We start from the raw sequence: 18,180 nt of genomic DNA, 5'->3' as shown, positions 1-18,180 counted from the left end.
GCACCGCGACCGACCGGGTCGGGCATGTCCATTGGCGATACGAACATCCCCCAGCCACCCACAGACTTTCTGGACGCAAACTTGCCTGTACGACACGTCTGCCTGCTGCTGACAGCCTTGCTGTCTTTTTCGGGAGAGCGCCTCAGATCGCCATGCGACAGCCGAAGAACCTGTGCGGCACTGTACGAACGACCTTGACGCCCTGGGCCGCGGCTGCCCGGCTCTTCCCGAGTCGACGGCAGACGGGCGAAAGGAATCGGGCACCAGCCCCTGTGGAGCCGGACGAGACGCCCCTACCCGCGGCCGAACGGTTCCGCACTGCGGTCCGCACGCCGCACATCCTGCCGCCCCACGCCGTCCTAGAGACCTTCGTCCGCGACCTCGGAGGCGACGTCAGACACTTCAGGCAGTTCCTGGACACCGCCCGCACGGAGGCCACCCCGAACTCAGCATGCCGGCAGCCCTCCATCGAGAAGCAGGCCTAGCTGCGTCGGGTGATGCGGAAGTCGAACCCGAGAGTCCCGGGATCGAGGGCCGTCGCGCCGCCGTCGACGGTGAGGACCGAGCCGTTGACGTACGACGCCGCCGGGGACAGCAACCAGTCGATCACCTCGGCGACTTCACACGGTTCGCCCGGCCGGCCCATGGGCAGGAGCGCTGTCGCCGCATCGTAGGCAGCATCGACACCACCCTCAAGGCCCGCTTCCTCCGCAAAACGCGCCATACGCCGGTCGGCCATCTCGGTGCGTACCCAGCCGGGACACACGACGTTGGCCCGCACGCCCTGACGCCCGTAGTCGACGGCGACGGAGCGGCAGAGCTGGAGCAGAGCCGCCTTGGAAGTGGCGTACGGGGCGTTGCTCGTGCCGTTGCGCAGCGCGGACACCGAAGCGACACCGACCACCGCCCCGCCCACCTCCAGCAGGTGCGGGAGCGCCGCGCGCAGGAGCATCAACGGGCCAGTGAGGTTGGTGCGCATCACCTCGTCCCAGTCCTCCAACGACAGGTCGCCCACAGCTCCGCCGCGCCCGATGCCCGCGTTGAGCACAAGTCCGTCGAGTCGTCCGTGGGCGGCCAGGGCTGCCTGGACGAGACCTTCGGCCGCTTCGGGCTCACCCACATCGGACGGATAGGCCAGCACCCCGGTCTCGGCTTCGAGGCGGCGCAGGGGCTCGCTGCGCCGGCCGGACACGACCACGTGGTGGCCGCGCTCGCTCAGCAGCCGGGCCGTCGCCTCCCCGATGCCTGAACCTCCACCGGTCACGATGACCACTCGCTTGTTCATCACTGCTGTTCAGCGCCCTCCTCCGGGATCACGAAGCACAAACGAGCCTAGATCCCGGCGAACCGTCCCTGACGACTTTGAGACAGGGCATGGGAAGAATGCTCATACGGATGCCAGGCAGCGGTTGCTGACGGGTGATCATGTGCTGCTGAGTGGGCGATTCTCCTGGTGCGGGCGTTGTAGACGTCGCGGGCGACGCAGCGCTTGGGGCAGCAGACGATTTCCTTCCTCTGCAGACCCGGGGCAGCGCAGCTGGCGGCATGCTCGCGTGATACTTGAGCACGTTGCATGGGGACGACGGCGATGCGGTAGAGGGCCGAGTTGGCGGAGCGGTGCCTCCACGGTTGAGCCGGAGACGGTCCCGACGTCCGGAGGAGGCTGGGGCGGGGCGACTCCGCTCAGATGGGCGAAGGCCGCCTCGGAACACGGGCGTTCGAGATTGCCGCCGACGGCAGCCAGGACGCGGGCGGCCGTCTCGGAACCGACTACGTGGATGGTCAGCAGGACGGACCAGCGCCGAATCCGCTCCTTTGCGTCGCAGCCCGGTGATCAGCTTGCCGAACTGATCAGGTGGGAAATGGCCCAGCGTGGCTGCGGGCGTATGTCTGGGGGGCAGCTGGGCAACGTACCTTCCTTGTCGGCGCTTTGAGCGTTCCCATGCGCAGCTGTGCCACGCAGGTGTGGGCGATATTCGTCCATTGACATCCTCCCGAGCCTAACCTCGATCTTTCGTGACGGTCCGCCGACGGAGTCGGTGGGCCGTTTCGCTTTCTGTGGCTGATGGTGGGCAGGCCGAGGAGCCGCGTGTCGTCTCGGGTGGACGCCGGGTTCCACTGCTCCGGTCTGTGCTGGCTCCCTCGTATGGGCGGGAAGGGTGCTGGTCAGCCGGGGTTCGGTAGGAGTGCAAGACGTTCGAGGGCGTCTGTGACCTCATCGGTCCAGGGCCAGTGGCGGGCGAGTCGGAGGATGCGGCGCCGGCCGGTGGTGACGAGTTGGGCGGCTGCGGAGAACAGGCGGAACCGAAGGCGGCGGGGTTCCCAGAGCCGGGTCTGGCCGGTCAGGGCGAGCATGGGCATCCAGGCCAGCAGGTCGAGAGATCTGGACGATCTCCAACCAGATCTTGTTCTGCGGGGTGTGGTGTAGGGGCAGGTTGCGCAGGCCGGTGGACCGGGCGGACCGGATCCGGTCCTCGGCGCGGGCCCGCAGCCGGTGCCGGAGCTCGAGCTCGGCGATGGGACGGTCCGGGGTGTTGGTCGCGAAGCACGTGATCCGCATGCCGTCTGCGTCGGTGATCCTCAACTGGGCCCCGGGATGCGGCCGTTCCTTGCGGACGATCAGCCGCATTCCCTTCGGCCAGCCGTCCAGCAGGCTGCCGGTGAGCTCGGCGACCCAGGCTCCGTCACGGACCTTGCCGTCGACCTCGACGGCCGGTGTCCACGCCGGGGTCGGGATCTTCAGCACATGCCGGTGAATGATCTCGGTGATCACCATGCCGACCGAGTAGGACAGCCATCGGCCGCGCTTCGCGAGCCAGGACACGAAGTCGTGGGTGCCGCCGGCGGAGTCCGTGCGGATCAGCGTCTGCCGTCCTCGCCGGTACTGCTTGGGCAGTTGGGCCAGGGCGAGTTGGGCGGTGGTGATGTGGTCGGCGGCGGTGTTGGAGCCTGCGTTTCCCGGTCTGAGGAGAGCGGCGACGGGCTCTCCGGTTCCGCCCCGGCCGTGGTCGACGAAGGCCATCAGCGGGTGATGGCCGTAGGTCTTCTTCCAGGTCGCGGCCGCGTCCTCCTTGTCGGAGTGGGCGATCACGAGGACGCCGTCCAGGTCGACGGTGACCTGACCGTCGGCGTCCGGGGCGTTCTCGCCGGCCAACGACCAGACCCGGCTGCGGACTTCGGAGCGTGCGGACCGGATGGCCTGCAGGGCTTTCTCGCCGGATGCGGCGAGGGTGTCGATCAGGCGGGAGACGGTCGGGTCGGAGGCGACCGGGCCGAAGACGGCTGGCTCACACCGCAGCGTGGCGACATCCGCGAGGCAGTCCCCGCCCAGCGCGACCGCTAGCGCGAGGTCCAGGACGATCTTGCCGGGATCGTGAACGGCCCGCGGCTTCCGCCACGGACCGAGAGCTGCGGATATCGCCTGGTCAAGACCCGTTTTGCGGACCGTCTCCAGCAGCAGGACCGCACCGGCCTGCGAGACCACCTGCCGACCGTCTCCCTGGACACGGACACGTGGGTACGACGAGATAGGCTCTCTCACCTGGAAAGGGCTCTTTTCCTTGCAGCCAACAGGACCCTCAGCAAGTCCTATCGTTGCAGGTCAAGGGCACTTTCCGTGTTTCTGATCAACTCTTGGACAGCCCACCTCGTGAAAGTCCGAGGTCAGAACATGCACTTGCCGCCTGCTTGCCGAGCGCTTTCGCTGCCCGGTTGACAGCCCCAGGTGATCCGCCTCCTCGCGGGGGCGCTGCGGTGCGGGCTCGGTGCACTGGGGCGGACGACACCGATCGGCGGCTCGAATACCGGAAGGTGTGGCCGCTTCGTCTCAGTCGGGGTAGTGGTATCAAATCCCTACCGGGACCGTATGGGGCATTTCATCGACGCCGCCCTGCCCACTGGTGAGGACGGAGTCGAGTGGCGCGCGCAGGGCAGTTTCGTCGTAGGTCTCGCGGCGCTCGGCTTCTCGAAGCTCGCGATCATCTCGTTTGCTGAGCGACGACTTCATTGCCGCCCGCACCCCCGGGCCGTGGCCGGGCGAGGGTGGAGTCCGGGACGTGAGTGAGCCGGTGGGGCGGGAGCCGTTCGGCCCCGCCCCACCGGCCCCTCGGGTAGCCGTGGCCCCCGGGGGATTACTGCGTCACTGCCAGGAGTCCTGGGTCGTGGACACCAACTGGCCAGGAACCAGCTGCCCCTTGGTGCGCAACTCGGTGTACGCCCAGTACTCGAGGTCCGGCTTCAGCGGAGCGTCAGGCCGCAGTTTGTACGGCGGTGTCGTGCCGCGCTCCACTGCGGTCGGCAGTTTCAGCGTCGCCGGCCTGTAGTGGCCGTTACGGCTGAGGATGACGTGGCCCAGCCGGTAGTCGAGGACCGGGCCGCTGGCGTCCTGCGCGAAGACATACGCCGTGTACGTGCCCGCCTCCGGCATGAAAACCCAGGCCCGCTCGGAGCTGCTCCAGCTGGCGGCGCTCCGGTAGACCAGCCTGTCGCCCTTGAACAACCAAAGGTCGAGGTTGGCGTCCGGGGCGTCGGTCTCGGCCCGCACGACGATTCCGGCGCTGCCCGCCGGCACCTTGAAGGAGTGCGCCTGCACTCCGAGGGCCTTCTGGTCGAAGACCCCACCGCGGACCCCGGTCGGCATCGAGTACGACTCCCACCGGAAGGGGGCGTAACCGGTCGACCGGCCGGAGACCGGGCCGGTGAAGCCGGGCTCGAGCATGCCGTAGGCGCCGTCGGCGAGCCGGCCGAACTCCTCCAGATTGTCGTCGTACTGCCGGGGCGTGATGCCCCACGGGCGCGCGGCCACCGGAATCCGCACCTGATGGGCGGTGCTGCGCCAGGTGATCGCGCCGGTGACGTAGCGGTCCCACGGTGCGCTGCCGCGCCGCAGGGTGATGGTGACCGAGGCGGTCTTGCCCGGTGCCACCGTCACCACCGCTGGTGAGACGCTGACCTGCATGCCCTCCAGGTCGCTGGTCGTGGCACGGTAGGTCTCCCGCTTGCTGCCGACGTTGGTCAGCTTGCGGGTCAGCACCACCGGCCTGGTCCCGTCGTACTCGCGCAGCGCGATCGACGGCAGGTTCAGCTCGCGGCCGTCGGGCTGAGCCGCGTCACTGAAGGCGATCAGGCTCTTGACGTCCGGCTCGATGACCAGCCCCGGATCGGCGGCCCGCTTCAGCGACGACAGCCCGCTGCCCTGGGCCAGGGGACTGGTGTTGCCCACGGTGTCGGCGGTGGTGTGGAGCGCCGAGGCGATCGCTCCGGGCGTCCAGTCGGGATGCTCGGCCCGCAGGATCGCGGCCTCACCGGCCACGTGCGGGGCCGCCATCGAGGTCCCCGAGTACGCGTCGTACTGCCGGCCGAAGTTCCCCGGCGGGGAGACGGCCGCGATGATGTCGCTGCCGGGGGCGATCAGGTCGGGCTTCATGAGCCCGGAGTGGTTCTTGTCCGGCCCCGTCGAGGAGTAGTCCGCGACGCTCGGCGCTGTGGAGCCGTTGCTGCTGGAGGTGAGTCGTGCGGTGGCGTCGGCGGGGTGCCTCATCAGGTAGTTGAAGATCTTGCCGGCCTGTTCCTTGGTGTTCAGGTAGAGCACCGGGAACTCGTAGACGCTGTTGACCCTGAAGTTGCCGTTCGGGGCGAAGAGGACCATGGCCGCGGCGCCCTTGGCTTTGAGTTCGTTCACCGCGTCGTAAGGGTTGTCGAGGGCACAGGCGACCACCTTGCCCTTCACCTTCGCCGGGTCCAGGCTGCCGGGCGAGCAGTACGCCGAGCCCTCGTCCAACGTGCCCGCCTGCTCGCCGAAGACCAGCGGCAGGGATCGGCCGCCGGGCAGCACGTCCAGGGTGGCGCCGGTAAGCGAGGTGCCGTCGCCGAGCCGGACGGTTCCTGCGTTGGCCTTGGTCACCGCCGCGCCGACCGTGGTGACCCATGGCTGGGTGTTGCTGACCGCGCTGCTGAAGCCGGTGTTGCCGGCCGCAGCCGTGACGAAGACTCCGGCCACCGTGGCGTTGAGGAAGGCGTTGCCGATGGGCGTGTTGGGCTCGGCGTCCCCCATCAGGCTCCCGATCGAGTAGTTCAGGACGTGTACGCCGTCGGCGATCGCGGCGTCGATGCCCGCGATGATGTCGGCGTCGTACCCCATGCCGCCCCACAGGACCTTGTAGACGGCGATCTGCGCGTCCGGGGCCACACCGGAGATCGAACCGAAGTTCCGCCCCGCGATGGTGACGTCGTCGACGGGCAGGCCGGCGGCGGTGGACGCCGTGTGCGAACCGTGCCCGCCCATGTCCCGGGGGGAGAGCGCCTCGCCCTCGGGCAGCGCGCCACGGGCCGCGAGGAACGTGTCGGCGAAGTACCGGGCGCCGACGATCTTGCCGTTGCAGTGCTCGGCGACGAATCTGTCGCCGGTCTGGCAGGTGCCGTGCCAGCCCGCCGGGGCAGACATCTTCCGGGCGAACGACGGGCTTTCCGGCCAGATACCGGTGTCCAGGACGCCGATCACCATCCCGGCGCCGGTGCTTCGGCCCGGCTTCCGCGTGGCGGACTCCTGCGCGCTGGTCGCCTGGGCGCCGGTTGCCGATGCCGCAGTCGTGGCTGTTTCGGCTGCGCCTGTTGCTCTGCCGGTCGTCGACTGCGGCGTGGTGTCACCCAGGGACGCCTGGCTGAGACTGACCATCTGTGACTCAGTGACCGAACGGACCCGCTTGTCCGCCTTCAGCGCCTTGACCTGAGCGGAAGTCAGCGTGGCGGAGAACCCGTTGAAGGCCGTGGTGTAGACCTCGTTGACCGTAATACCGGCTGCCTTGGCCACGGCCGTCCGCCGGGTACCCAGATGCTTCCGGTACGCCTTCGCCGCCCCCGACTGCGGTTCCAGCTGCTCGCCCGGTGCCGGGCGGGTCCGGGCCAGCCCCGAAACCCTGCCCGTGTACGTCGTCACCGGATCCTCGGCGAGCTCCACAATGTACGCAGTGCGGCCGGCGGGCGTCTGCTTCTGCTCTGCCTCGGACTTACCGCTCTGGCCCGGTCTGAACCGGCCGGCGCCCCCGGTCAGATCAACCCGGTCTCCCTCGGGTCGCAGACCGGAGCTGGCACCGCTGCCTGCCGGGGTGTCCGGCTCGGCGGGTGCCGCCGTTGCCGTACCCCGAGCGGCGACCGTGCCGCCACCGGCCAGGACGAGGGCCAGCAAGGGTATCGCCAGCCTCCGTCGCAGGGTTCGTGTGCTCGTAGCCACGAGACTCCCTTCCACCAGCTCCCCTGATGGGAGCGCTCCCATTAACATCGACGCTCCCTCCGGGACGCGGGGGAGCACGCTCCCACCTAACGTGACGTCAGTTAATAAGAGGTTCACACGTTGTTACTGATGTCCACGGGGCCACAGAGGATGCGCTTTTGCCGGCGAGGCCCGCGTCGCGCCGGCGCGGAAGGCGTCGGCCTGTCGGTCGGGCCTGCACCCCACGGCCGCCGACGCAACGACCCACCCCTCAGACCCGCTGAACTACACCAGCAAGCTCGACCAGCCCGCGGCGAACACCGCCGCCCACCCCAAACAGGCCCTGGCAGGCGCCGGCCACTGCTCCGAGACCAACCCTGAGACCGCACGAGAACACCAACCCACCTGCGACACCGATACGTTCACGGCCAGCGGCCGACTCGCCCACGACGAACAGATCCCGCCCGCACCACGCGGCCGCACCCCCCCATGGCGCCACCCACAAAAAACGCACGGCCCGCAAGCCGCGAACCCAACCCGGCCGTGCCCGTCGGGTATGTGCAACTACTGACGGACCCTCACACAGTCGAGACACTGGCAGCGACCCTCACGGCTGGACGGGCAGCTCGCCGCAGCAGGCGACGGTCTCGCTCTGTCCGGCACCGGCCAGAGGCGCCACGGCGAGCACCGAGTACAGCTTCGCGCGACGCGGACACCACCGGAAGTTCGCGGGGAACGGTGTTGATGAGTTCCAGCAACACCCGGGGGCTTGCGGTGGGAGCCCACGCATTCGTCGCCGAGGTGACGGACATCCGGGTGTGAATCCCGTCGGATTGTCGATGATTGTCGATGTAACGACAAAACTGACCTCCGCCGATAGGCTCTGACGATCTGTCACCGACAAGCCCCCTGGGGGTCTCGTGACACAACGTCCGCTCGCCGGATCATTCAGAGGGTTACGCCGTATCGCGGTCCTCACCGTACTCGCCCTGACCGTCCCACTGACGGCCACCACCGCCGAGGCGCACAGCGGCGTGGAGGCCGCCCCGGGCAATCCCGTCATCGCCTGGAACATCCACGCTCAGACCGCCATCTACGACACCCTCAAGCAGTCGCCCACCACCAGCACCCGCAGCTTCGCCATTGTGCAGGGCGCCGTGTACGACGCGGTCAACGCCGTCGCCGGCCGTCCGTATGAGCCCCTGATCAGCGCGCCCCGCAGCCGCCCTGGGGACTCCACCGCCGCGGCGGTGGCCGCGGCCGCCCACGACACGCTGCTGTGGCTCTTCCCCGCGCAGGCCGAGTCGCTGCACGCCCGGTACGACGAGGCGCTGGCCGCGATCCCCGACGGCCACGCCGAGGACGGCGGGGTGGCCGTCGGCAGGGCCGCCGCCGCGGCGATGACCGAGAGCCGCCGTGACGACGGCTTCGACCCCACCGCGCCGTGGACCGTCGGCACCGAGCCGGGCGAATACCGGCTCACCCCGCCCGGCTACGTCAACGTCGGCGCCTGGGTGCCGAACCTGAAGCCGTTCGTCATCCCCGACGCCGGCGCCTACCGGGTCAAGGCCCCGCCGGCCCTGACCGGCACCGCCTGGGCCCGCGACCTGAACGAGGTCAAGAGCCTCGGCGCGGCCACCAGCACCGTCCGCACCGAGGACCAGACCGAGGCGGCGATCTGGTGGGACGACCCCCGGATGGTCGAATGGTCGATCACCCGGCAACTCGCCGGCGCGCACCGCCTCAGCAGCCTCCGGACGGCGCGGCTGCTCGCCATGGTGTACGTGGCCTCCGCCGACACCCTGATCGCCTGCTACAAGGCCAAGGCGCACTGGAACTTCTGGCGCCCGGTGACGGCCATTCCGCTCGCCGGCACCGACGGCAACGCGGCCACCGATCCCGACCCGGACTGGACGCCGCTGCGGGTCACCGCCCCGTCGCCGGAGTACCCGTCGGGCCACGCCTGTTTCACCACGGCGGTCATGACGGCCCTGGGGTCGTTCTTCGGCCGTGACGACCTCACCTTCGCCGCGTACAGCCCCGCCTCCGGCACGACCCGCCACTACGACAGCCTTCAGGCGGCGACAGCCGAACTCCTGGAGGCACGAATCTGGGCCGGCGTGCATTACCGCTTCGCCTCCGAGCACGGGCACCGGCTCGCGCTGGCGGTCACCCCCGACGTCCTGAACCGCGCCTTCCAGCGGCGCTGACGCGGCCGTCCCTTCCATCACCGCCGGGAGGACGGCTCGGGACAGCACCGACACCGGGACGGCGACCGAAGCACAGCTCAGCGGGGACGGGCCGCGGAAAGGATGACTGGTCTCCGACCAGGAAATGGTGGTCGTTGCGGGCAGGGCGCAACACTGAGCACCCAACGGAGTTCCTCATGCGACAGAAGGATCTTGGTCGATCTCCTGCCTATGAGGAACTCCGTTGCCGCTCGGACAGCCCACCTCCCGAAAGCGCGAGGCCAGCCGTTCTAGCCTCGATCTTTCCTGATGGGCCGCCGACGGAGTCGGGGGCCCATTTTGTTGTCGGTGGCTGAGGCCGGGCAGGTTGAGGGCCCGGGTGTCGTCTCGGGTGGACGCCGGGTTCCACTGCTCCGGGCTGGCACGTTGTCTTGCAAGGACAGGTGAGTTGGCTGGTCAGCCAGGGTTTGGCAGGGGTGCGAGCCGTTCGAGGGCGTCTGTGATCTCGCGGGTCCAGGGCCAGTGGCGGGCGAGGCGGAGGATGCGGCATCGGCCGGTGGTGACGAGCTGGCCGGCCGCGGAGAACAGGCGGAGTCGCAGGCGGCGGGGTTCCCAGAGCCGGGTCTGGCCGGTCAGGGCGAGCATGGGCATCCAGGCCAGCAGATCGAGGGCGATCTGGACGACCTCCAGCCAGATGCCGTTCTGCGCGGTGTCGTGCAGGGGCAGGTTACGCAGGCCGGTCGCACGCGCGGCCCGGATGCGGTCCTCCGCGCGGGCCCGCAACCGGTGGCGGAGTTCGAGTCCGGCGATCGGCTGGTTGAGGGTGTTGGTGGCGAAGCAGGTGATCCGCATGCCGTCCGCGTCCGTGATCCTCAACTGGGCTCCGGGATGGGGCCGTTCCTTGCGGACGATCAACCGAATGCCCTGCGGCCAGCCGTCGAGCAGGTCACCGGTGAGTTCGGCGACCCAGGCCCCTTCACGGACCTCGCCGTCCGATTCGACCGCAGCCGTCCAGGCCGATGCGGGGATCTTCAGAACGTGCTCGTGGATGGCCTCGGTGATCACCATGCCGACCGAGTAGGACAGCCAGCGTCCGCGCCGTGCGAGCCAGGCCACGAACTCGTGGGTGCCGCCCGCGGAATCACAGCGGATCAGTGTCCGCCGTCCCCGCCGGTATTTCTTGGGCAGTTGAGCGAGGGCGAGGCGAGCGACGGTGATGTGGTCGGCGGCCGTGTTCGAGCCCGCGTTGCCGGGCCGAAGGAGGGCTGCGACAGGTTCGCCGGTTCCTCCCGGGCCGTGGTCGACGAAGCCCATGAGCGGATGGTGTCCGTAGGTCTTCTTCCAGGTCGGGGCCGCGTCCTGCTTGTCCGAGTGCGCGACGACCAGGACCCCGTCCAGGTCCACGGTCACCTGCCCGCCGGCATCCGGAGCCCGCTCGCCGACCAACTCCCATACTCTTTTGCGGACTTCGGAACGTGCGGCGCGAATCGCGGTCAGTGCCTTCTCGCCGGAGGCGGCGAGGGCGCCGATCACACGGGAGACCGTCGGATCGAAGGCGACCGGGCCGAACACCCCCGGCTGCTGCTGGAGCCCTTCTGCTTGCGGGACAGTTCCCGCTGCGCCTTCTTCAGGTGCTTCTCGGCCCGGCGGAGGAAGCGCGGGCTGTCGACCTTGGTTCCGTCGGAGAGGACTGCGAAGTGGCCGATGCCGAGGCCGATGCCGATCTCGGGCGTCGTTTCCGGCAGCACCTGCGAGGCGTCCGTCTCTGCGACGAAGCCCGCGAAGTACCGACCGGCCGCGTCCTTGACCACGGTCACGGTGGTCGGGGTGGACGGCAGGGAACGGGGCCACTTCACCTTGAGGTCGCCGATCTTCGGCAGGCGCAGCTTCCCGCCCGGAGTCATCCGCCAGGTCCGCCGAGGTCCCTCGTGGCCCCGCCCGGCTCCTCCGCAACACTGACCCGCGGTTGCGGAGGCGGTTGCCCGGTCAGCCGCGCGCGGTACGACGGGCCGCGCGCGCCACGGGCAGACACGCAGGCGCTCCCGCAGCAGGGGAACGACGATGCGGACCACAGCGCCGAGGCAACGCAGCCGTGTCCCGGGGAGTCCAGGTCGATGTAGGGCCAGTGGGGCGTCCGGGGTCGCCGGCACGTCGCGGCGGTTGATGCTGAGAATGTCGCCGAGTTGCAGCAACTCGTCATAGAGGCGCCACTCTTCGTCCTCACCGAGGGGACGGGCCAGGTACTTCGCGGCACACAGGAAGACCGGGTAGGCGGGGCGTGCACCCAGGCGCAGTAGGTGGGGGTCCAGGCGTGACAGGCGCGGCCCCGAGTGTCGCTGCCGCTGATGGTCTTGTGGACCGTGCGGAGTCTGCGGCCCTCCTCGGTGGGCCGTTCACCGCCGTATACCCACAGCCGCGGGGAGTCCAGGGAGCGTTCGGCCCGGCCCCAGGGGTCGGTGCGGAACACGGAGTGGTCATCGACGCCGATGCCTGGGTGGACTCCGCCTACGGCGGAACCCTCGTCGACTGGTCCCGTTCCGTCCTCGGCATCACCCTCAAGACGGTGCCGCGCCGCAAGGACCAGGACGGCCTCGCCGCCCTCGCCAAGCGGTGGCAAGTCGCAGACCAGCCTCGGTGCGGCTGCGGAGCGGGCGGTGACGCAGTGACGGGGTTGGCGGATAAGCTGGCGGACGTGCCGGATACCGCGCTGCTCATTGTCGACTTGCAGGGCGCCTTGGTGGCAGGAGCGCACGACGCCGAGGCCTGCCTTGCTCGCGTCGCCAGACTCGCCGAGCGCGCCCGCGCAGCCGGCGCACCCGTTCTCTACCTGCGCCAGCGGGCCGACCTCCCCGGAGTGCCGGACGAACTGCTGGACATCCATCCGGCGGTGGCCCCGCAGCCGGACGACACCGTGCTGGGCAAGGACAGCGCCGACTCCTTCCTGGACACGCCGCTCGACGGGCTCCTGCGCGAACGCGGCGTCCGGCGGGTGGTCGTCACCGGCTTCGCAACCGAGTACTGCGTCGACTCCACCAGCCGCAGCGCGCTCTCGCGCGGCTACGACCTCGTCCTCGTCGCCGACGGCCACACGACCCCACAGCGCCCCGCCGACAGTCCGCTGCCGAGCGCGGCCCAGGTGGTCGTCCACCACAACGCCGTCTTCGCAACGATTGCCTACGCCGGCCGCACGATCCAGGTGCTCCCGGCCGTGAAAGTGGACTTCACCGCCCAGCCTGCCGCCGAGCCGGCCGCCTAATAGGACCGCACACCCAGGGTTTCCGCGCGGCCGCATCGTTCGAGCGGGCGATCGCCGCAAGCCAGGCGGACCGGCACGGAGTACCCCGGCAGCCGGCCCCTCCCGCTCCGCTGACCGGGCCCTCGGAGAGACAGGCCGTTTCCGCCACAGCGCCACTCGTCACAGGACGTCACAGTTCAGGGGTTCTGACACAGGGCATTTGCGCGTGAGGCCGCAACGGCATTGGCCACGCCGCGAACAGCCCCGTCTGCCGTCACGCGAGAAGGCCGGTGCCGACAGAAGGGCTCTTGACCCGGGGCTTCACTTCACGCTCTTGATCGGCCGGACAGGGGCCGCGCTGATCAGCACGACGGCCAGGGCGAACACGAACCGCATACGGTAGCCGGGCTGCCTGTCCATGCCCGAGGCGAGTCCTGGGCCCACGCCCCGGAGGCGCTCCACGCGCGCGACGTCACCGCCGAGTTGGCGCACATCGCGCAGGAGGCAATCACACGCTGGCGGCGTCCCTACCCTCGTGCTCACCAACTCCGAGGGTCTCGCCGCCCGCTCGTCGTTCGGTCCCTGGCTGGCCGGCTGGACGTTCGGCAACCTCCTGGCGTTCTTCGACTTCCCCGGCCTCGACGTCGGCCCGTACGCGGAGGTGCTCGGCGGGCTCCACCACATCGCGATCTCGATGGAGCCCGACCGCTGGACCGAGATCGTACGTCGCTTCGACGAGGCCGGCATCGACTACGTCACGCACAGCGACGCGTCGATGTACTTCCGCGATCCCGATGGTGCCCGCATCGAGCTGATTGCCGACCCGCTCGGCGAGATGTACGGACACAAGGTGCTGTGATGTCCGGGCCGGTCACCGCGCTCGACGCCCCACCAATTCGTTCAACGGACTCTCCATCGTCAGCCGCCACCCCGTACGCGCCGATGCGACCTCGCCGTCAAGCACCCAGGCATCCCGCGACGGAGCTTGCATCGACACCGAAAGGCCCTCGTGAGCGTCACCGTCCGCCCCCACCACCTGGGGCCTCCGGCGCTTCCGATCTGTCCCCTGGTGCACGCCGGCACAGCCGGGCACCGCGACTACGCGGAACTGGACTACCGACTACCGCCGCCCTGGAAACTTCGTCACCGACTGACCGTTGCCGCCCTGCCGCTCGGCGCCCTTCACCCTCGCGGCAGCACGGTCAGCACGCGGACGACATGCTCGCGGAACTCCGCCATGAAGTCGCCGAGGAACGCGCGGGTCGACTCGTCCCTGACCTCACCGTCATCGCCGAACACCTCCGGCGTGAACTTGATGTACGCCTCGGGCGCGGTCATCTGCCTGGCGTTGCAGAACGCCATCACCGCCCTCAGGCTCTGCTGGGCGACCGCGGTGCCGATCTGTCCGATCGAGGCGCCGATCATCGCGGCGGGGATGTGATCGAAGGAGTTCTGCCCCCAAGGCCGCGAGGCCCAGTCGATCGCGTTCTTCAGCGCACCCGGAATCGACCGGTTGTACTCCGGCGTCACGAACAGCACAGCGTTCGACCGCGCGATCGCCGCCTTCAAGGCGAGGGCCTCCGCCGGGTAGTCGCTGTCGTAGTCAGGGCTGTACAACGGCAGATTCCCGATCGGGATCTCGGTGAACCGCAAGTCCTCCGGCGCCAGCCGGATCAGGGCTTTGGACAACACCCGGTTGATCGAAGTCGAAGACAGGCTGCCGACGAAGTAGCCGACGTCGTAGGTATCCATCAGACACGCCTCACAGGGTTCGTTAGGAAAAAGCCTGCCCGGGACGACGCATAAATCTACCCAAGGGTAGTGCGACGACCGTACCCGTCAGCGGACGCAGACATACTCAGTCGCATTCCGTGCGGCTCGTAATTGCCGGTACTCACGTCGCGACCGCCGCGCGAACCACTGGGCACGACAACAGCTTCTTAGAGGCACCTTTCCGGTCGGGCGCCGTCGTCAGGTTTCGGTGTCGGTACGCGCCAGGATGCCTTTGAGCAGCCCCGTGGCCTGGCCCACCTCGATGAGATAGCCGTCCGGATCGCGCATGTAGCAGCGCAGTTCGGCGCGTCGGTCGATGGGTGGGGTAAGGAACTCCGCCCCTTTGGCTTTCGCTGTGGCATAGAAGTCGTGGATGTCAGCCACGCGTACGTTCAGAAAGCTGGAGACGGTGTTGGGGTCGTCCGGTGTGCGCAGGACGACATCGGGTTTGTCATCGGTGGGCCCGCCGCCTGGATTCATGATGATCCAACTGTTGGCGGCCTTGATGATGCAGGGGTTCTCTTCCAGCACCACCCTTCCACCCAGTACGTCGGCGTAGAACGCCCGTGAGCGGGGGACATCGCTGACCGTGAGGAAGTGCGTGAGCACCATGCCCTCGGCCGGTGCAGGGAGGTCGTCGGCTGCGGCGCCGGCAGACGTGACGTCGGACATGTGTCGAGCGTATGGCGCGCATGGCCTTGCGGCATTCTCAGGCAGTGCGCCTCTTCACCGGGAAGTGCCTCCGGTCGGTGTGGGACAAGGATCTCGGCGTCCTCGTCATCGCTGGTCACAGGCGGTTACTGCTCCGTGATCACCTACTGGTGCCGAGCCACGTTAAGCCCGAGTGAGCAACACCGGGGGCTCATCAGGTTGGGCCGTCTGGCTGTCAGATCCGGCCGCGGCGGGGTCCTTCACGTACCGCTCGACGGTGCGCTGGGAGATCCGCAGCATCTGGGCAACCGTCTTGGTGCCCTTGAGCCGCTTGACCAGGTACCGCATCTGCGCGGGCGCGTCTTGGGCGCCGGGCGGGTGAACGCCTTCTGCGTCGCGGCCTCCAGGCCGTCGCCGAACATGCTCATCGGCGGGTGCACGGCCGGTAGGACACGGGCGGGTGCGGCCACCGGTCGGTGCGGGCTCACCGGAGCATGACGGCAGGTCATCGTCCCCTTGCCGGGGCTGCGTTGTCAGTGGTGGGAGATACGTTCGAGGTCTTGGAACCGCTGTTGCACGACAGGAGTGGACGATGACCGAGAGCAGTATGCTGCCCGCGCTCAGGGTGGTGCTGACGGACGTCAACGAGCGTGTGGTGGAGGCGTGGCGCGCCGCGTTCGCCGACACCCCCGGCATCGAGATCCGCAAGGGCTCGATCCTCGAGGAGGACGTCGACGCTTGGGTCACCCCCACGAACTCCCGGGGCCGGATGGACGGCGGGGTCGACGCCGTCATCAAGCGGTACCTGGGGTCCGGCATCCAGGTACGCGTCCAGCGGGCGATCCGCGATCGGTTCGCCGGACCCATGCCGGTGGGCAGCGCTGTCTGCGTCCCGTCCGGCGCGACCGTCCCCGGGTACCTGATATCGACGCCGACGATGGTGCGGTCCTCGCAGAACGTGAGCGCCACGCTGAACGTGGCGCTGGCGTGCGCTGCCGCTTTCCAGGCCGTCCACCGGCAGAACTGGAAGAAGCCGGGCAGCATCCGGTCGGTGGCGCTGGTCGGGTTGGGGGCGCAGACCGGCCAGGTGCCGGCCCGGGTGTGCGCCAATCTGATGTGGACCGGCTACACGCTTTTCCACGACCACTGGTTCGAGGACGACGACGAGCTGCGTTCCACGATCATCTCCCAGCTCCACGGGATCGAGAACACGCCCGTCGACCAGCGGGTGCGCATCGTGCCGCCGGCGGCCGTCACGCCCGTCGCCCCCGCGCCGGCGTCCGGCACTGCCGCTCCCGCTCCTCCCGCTCCTTCCTCTCCTTCTGCCACGACGAGCGAAAGCGCCTCCGCCATGACCGGATCGACGACCGGCGTCCCGGCTCCGGGCCAGCTGCCGCAGCCCCAGCCCGATGTGAACGACCCCCTCGCCTTGACCGAGCTCTTCGACGGTGGCGGGGAGGCCTGGCTCCCGCTGCTGAAGCCGGTCATCGAGGCGCAGCCGGACGCCGCGCGGTTCATCGGGAAGGGCCGCAGCCACGAGGTGGTCCCGGTCCGCGAGCTGACGTTCCAGGCGCTCAAGCCGAACCCGCCCCACAAGTGGAAGGTCGTGGTCTTCGGCCCCGTTCCGTATCCGCGGCCGGAGAGCGCCACCGGCATAGCCATGTTCGACAACACCTTCAGCGACTGGAAGGACAGCCAGTTCGGCCGGGTCGTCAGCATCCGGTGCCTCATCAAGGCGGCGGCGATGTGGAAGTACGGCATCGCCAAGAAGACCCCGATCGCCGACGTGCGGACGCTGCTGAAGGAGCGGGATACGGTCCAGCCGCCGGAGTGGTTCCAGGCGATGCTGACGCAGGGCGTGCTCCTGCTGAACGCGTCGCTGACCGCGAGCGGCGACGGGGCGATGGGGGCCGACCAGCACACGGCGTTCTGGCGGCCGGTCGCCGAGCGGATCGTCGAGGAGATCCTCAAGGCCAAGCAGGACGCGGCCGAGGAGGACCGCGGGGTCGTGTTCGCGTGGTGGGGGGCGCACGCCCGCAGCCTGAAGCGGGTCGTCCTGCGACTCCAGGAGAAGTACCCGGACGTCGAGGTCCGACACCTCGACCACGCGAACCCGGCGGCACAGGGCGACATCTTCTGCGAGGGCGACCACTTCGCCCAGGTCAACGACGCTCTGACCTCGCTGGGCGCCGACGGTATCGACTGGCTGCCGAGCAAGGGGTGGAACGAGAAGGCAGCCGGCGCGGGCGGTGCGGACGGGGTTGTCGCGGCGCGCATGGGCGCTTTCATCGAGTCGACCATGAACCTGCACCAGCTGTACCTGGAGCGCCTCACCAGCGTCAAGGACGAGGGCCTGGTCCTGCCCGCGATCACCGGTGTCTTCGACACCCCGCTGATGGACTTCCAGGACGCCGTAGCCCCAGCCTCCGCGGTGCTGTCCGGGCTCGCCGGGCACATCCGGCGCTCCCGCGACTTCGGCAAGCAACGTGCAGACCAGGCGGCCGGCGCCGGTCTGTCCGCCGACGCGATCGCCGCGCTCCACCTCTACACCTGTGAGTCAGCCTTCTACCGCGAGATCAACAGCGTTCTGCGCTCCCCCGACCGCGCGAGGGTCACACCCTACTTGCCGTACCTGCGGCTGCTGTTCTCGGCGGTCTCCAAGCTGCCCGCCTACACGCAGCCGCTGTGGCGCGGGGTGTCGCTGGACCTTCGGGCACAGTACCCGGTGGGCCGGACGGTCACCTGGTGGGGCGTCTCCTCGTGTACCTCCGAGCTGAAGGTGGCCAGGACGTTCTTGGGCAGTCGCGGCAAGCGGACCCTCTTCGAGGTGACGCCGGCCCGGGCGGTCGGGATCAAGAGCTTCTCCGCCTTCACCGGCGAGGAGGAATACATCCTTACGCCAGGTACCCAGCTCAAGGTGACGGAGGTGAAGAGCGAGCCCCGCGGGCTGTGCACGGTCCGGCTGAGCGAGGTCACGGACACCGCTCCCGTGGTGTCCTGAACCGCCCCCGTTCCACGGTGGCCACGGTCGTGGGGGGGGGGGGGGGGGGGGGGGGGGGGGGGGGGGGGGGGGGGGGGGGGGGGGGGGGGGGGGGGGGGGGGGGGGGGGGGGGGGGGGGGGGGGG

The 18,180-nt window shown here is 69.3% G+C and carries 9 protein-coding genes and 7 pseudogenes; 5 read left to right on the top strand and 11 right to left on the bottom strand.

Translation table 11 applies throughout. The annotated features are described in order from the left end of the window. Window positions 1-481: 481 nt before the first annotated feature. From ACZ6D7_RS32020 to ACZ6D7_RS32005, 4 genes and pseudogenes are all read right to left on the bottom strand, one after another. The gene (locus tag ACZ6D7_RS32020; RefSeq protein WP_469498365.1) at window positions 482-1,288 is read right to left on the bottom strand and encodes an SDR family NAD(P)-dependent oxidoreductase; all 807 of its coding nucleotides are present in this window, start codon (window positions 1,286-1,288) and stop codon (window positions 482-484) included. An 878-nt stretch (window positions 1,289-2,166) separates the two neighbouring features. Beyond that, window positions 2,167-3,541, bottom strand: a pseudogene (locus ACZ6D7_RS32015) (IS1380 family transposase). Between the two features lie 303 nt (window positions 3,542-3,844). Beyond that, window positions 3,845-4,006, bottom strand: a complete 162-nt coding sequence (locus tag ACZ6D7_RS32010; RefSeq protein WP_469498362.1) for a hypothetical protein — start codon at window positions 4,004-4,006, stop codon at window positions 3,845-3,847. Between the two features lie 132 nt (window positions 4,007-4,138). Next, on the bottom strand, window positions 4,139-7,183 hold the full coding sequence (locus ACZ6D7_RS32005) for a S8 family serine peptidase (protein ID WP_469498360.1): 3,045 nt from the start codon (window positions 7,181-7,183) through the stop codon (window positions 4,139-4,141). Between the two features lie 268 nt (window positions 7,184-7,451). On the opposite strand from ACZ6D7_RS32005, the pseudogene ACZ6D7_RS32000 reads away from it, so the two are divergent. Continuing rightward, window positions 7,452-7,752, top strand: a pseudogene (locus ACZ6D7_RS32000) (hypothetical protein); the annotation flags it as partial. A gap of 375 nt (window positions 7,753-8,127) precedes the next feature. Next, on the top strand, window positions 8,128-9,417 hold the full coding sequence (locus ACZ6D7_RS31995; RefSeq protein ID WP_469498357.1) for a vanadium-dependent haloperoxidase: 1,290 nt from the start codon (window positions 8,128-8,130) through the stop codon (window positions 9,415-9,417). Between the two features lie 435 nt (window positions 9,418-9,852). Here the strand turns inward: ACZ6D7_RS31995 and ACZ6D7_RS31990 are convergent. From ACZ6D7_RS31990 to ACZ6D7_RS31975, 4 pseudogenes are all read right to left on the bottom strand, one after another. Continuing rightward, a pseudogene (locus ACZ6D7_RS31990) lies at window positions 9,853-10,974 on the bottom strand (IS1380 family transposase); the annotation flags it as partial. A gap of 2 nt (window positions 10,975-10,976) precedes the next feature. Further along, window positions 10,977-11,306: pseudogene (locus tag ACZ6D7_RS31985) on the bottom strand (RNA-guided endonuclease InsQ/TnpB family protein); the annotation flags it as partial. Between the two features lie 258 nt (window positions 11,307-11,564). Beyond that, window positions 11,565-11,684: pseudogene (locus ACZ6D7_RS31980) on the bottom strand (hypothetical protein); the annotation flags it as partial. Window positions 11,685-11,794: 110 nt separating this feature from the next. Beyond that, window positions 11,795-11,863: pseudogene (locus ACZ6D7_RS31975) on the bottom strand (hypothetical protein); the annotation flags it as partial. A 3-nt stretch (window positions 11,864-11,866) separates the two neighbouring features. Here ACZ6D7_RS31975 and ACZ6D7_RS31970 point away from each other — a divergent pair. Further along, window positions 11,867-12,652 carry an isochorismatase family protein gene (locus tag ACZ6D7_RS31970; protein WP_469498354.1) on the top strand — a complete coding sequence of 262 codons (786 nt, stop codon included), beginning with the start codon at window positions 11,867-11,869 and terminating at the stop codon, window positions 12,650-12,652. Between the two features lie 514 nt (window positions 12,653-13,166). Next, window positions 13,167-13,490 carry a VOC family protein gene (locus tag ACZ6D7_RS31965; protein ID WP_469498352.1) on the top strand — a complete coding sequence of 108 codons (324 nt, stop codon included), beginning with the start codon at window positions 13,167-13,169 and terminating at the stop codon, window positions 13,488-13,490. 323 nt (window positions 13,491-13,813) lie between these two features. Here the strand turns inward: ACZ6D7_RS31965 and ACZ6D7_RS31960 are convergent, their stop codons facing one another. From ACZ6D7_RS31960 to ACZ6D7_RS31950, 3 genes and pseudogenes are all read right to left on the bottom strand, one after another. Beyond that, complete coding sequence (locus ACZ6D7_RS31960; protein ID WP_469498350.1) at window positions 13,814-14,383, bottom strand: NADPH-dependent FMN reductase; 570 nt, start codon at window positions 14,381-14,383, stop codon at window positions 13,814-13,816. Window positions 14,384-14,602: 219 nt separating this feature from the next. Beyond that, window positions 14,603-15,076: a VOC family protein gene (locus ACZ6D7_RS31955; RefSeq protein WP_469498347.1), complete on the bottom strand. Its 474-nt coding sequence runs from the start codon at window positions 15,074-15,076 to the stop codon at window positions 14,603-14,605. Window positions 15,077-15,313: 237 nt separating this feature from the next. Then, window positions 15,314-15,483, bottom strand: a pseudogene (locus tag ACZ6D7_RS31950) (telomere-protecting terminal protein Tpg); the annotation flags it as partial. Window positions 15,484-15,647: 164 nt separating this feature from the next. Here ACZ6D7_RS31950 and ACZ6D7_RS31945 point away from each other — a divergent pair. After that, window positions 15,648-18,056, top strand: coding sequence for an ADP-ribosyltransferase domain-containing protein (locus ACZ6D7_RS31945; protein WP_469498344.1), 2,409 nt, complete (start codon window positions 15,648-15,650; stop codon window positions 18,054-18,056). Window positions 18,057-18,180 lie beyond the last annotated feature (124 nt).

The sequence above is a fragment of the Streptomyces sp. NPDC041784 genome (assembly GCF_055591025.1).
The sequence above is the reverse complement of the archived record's forward strand: the minus strand, read 5'-3'. Positions and strand labels throughout refer to the sequence as shown.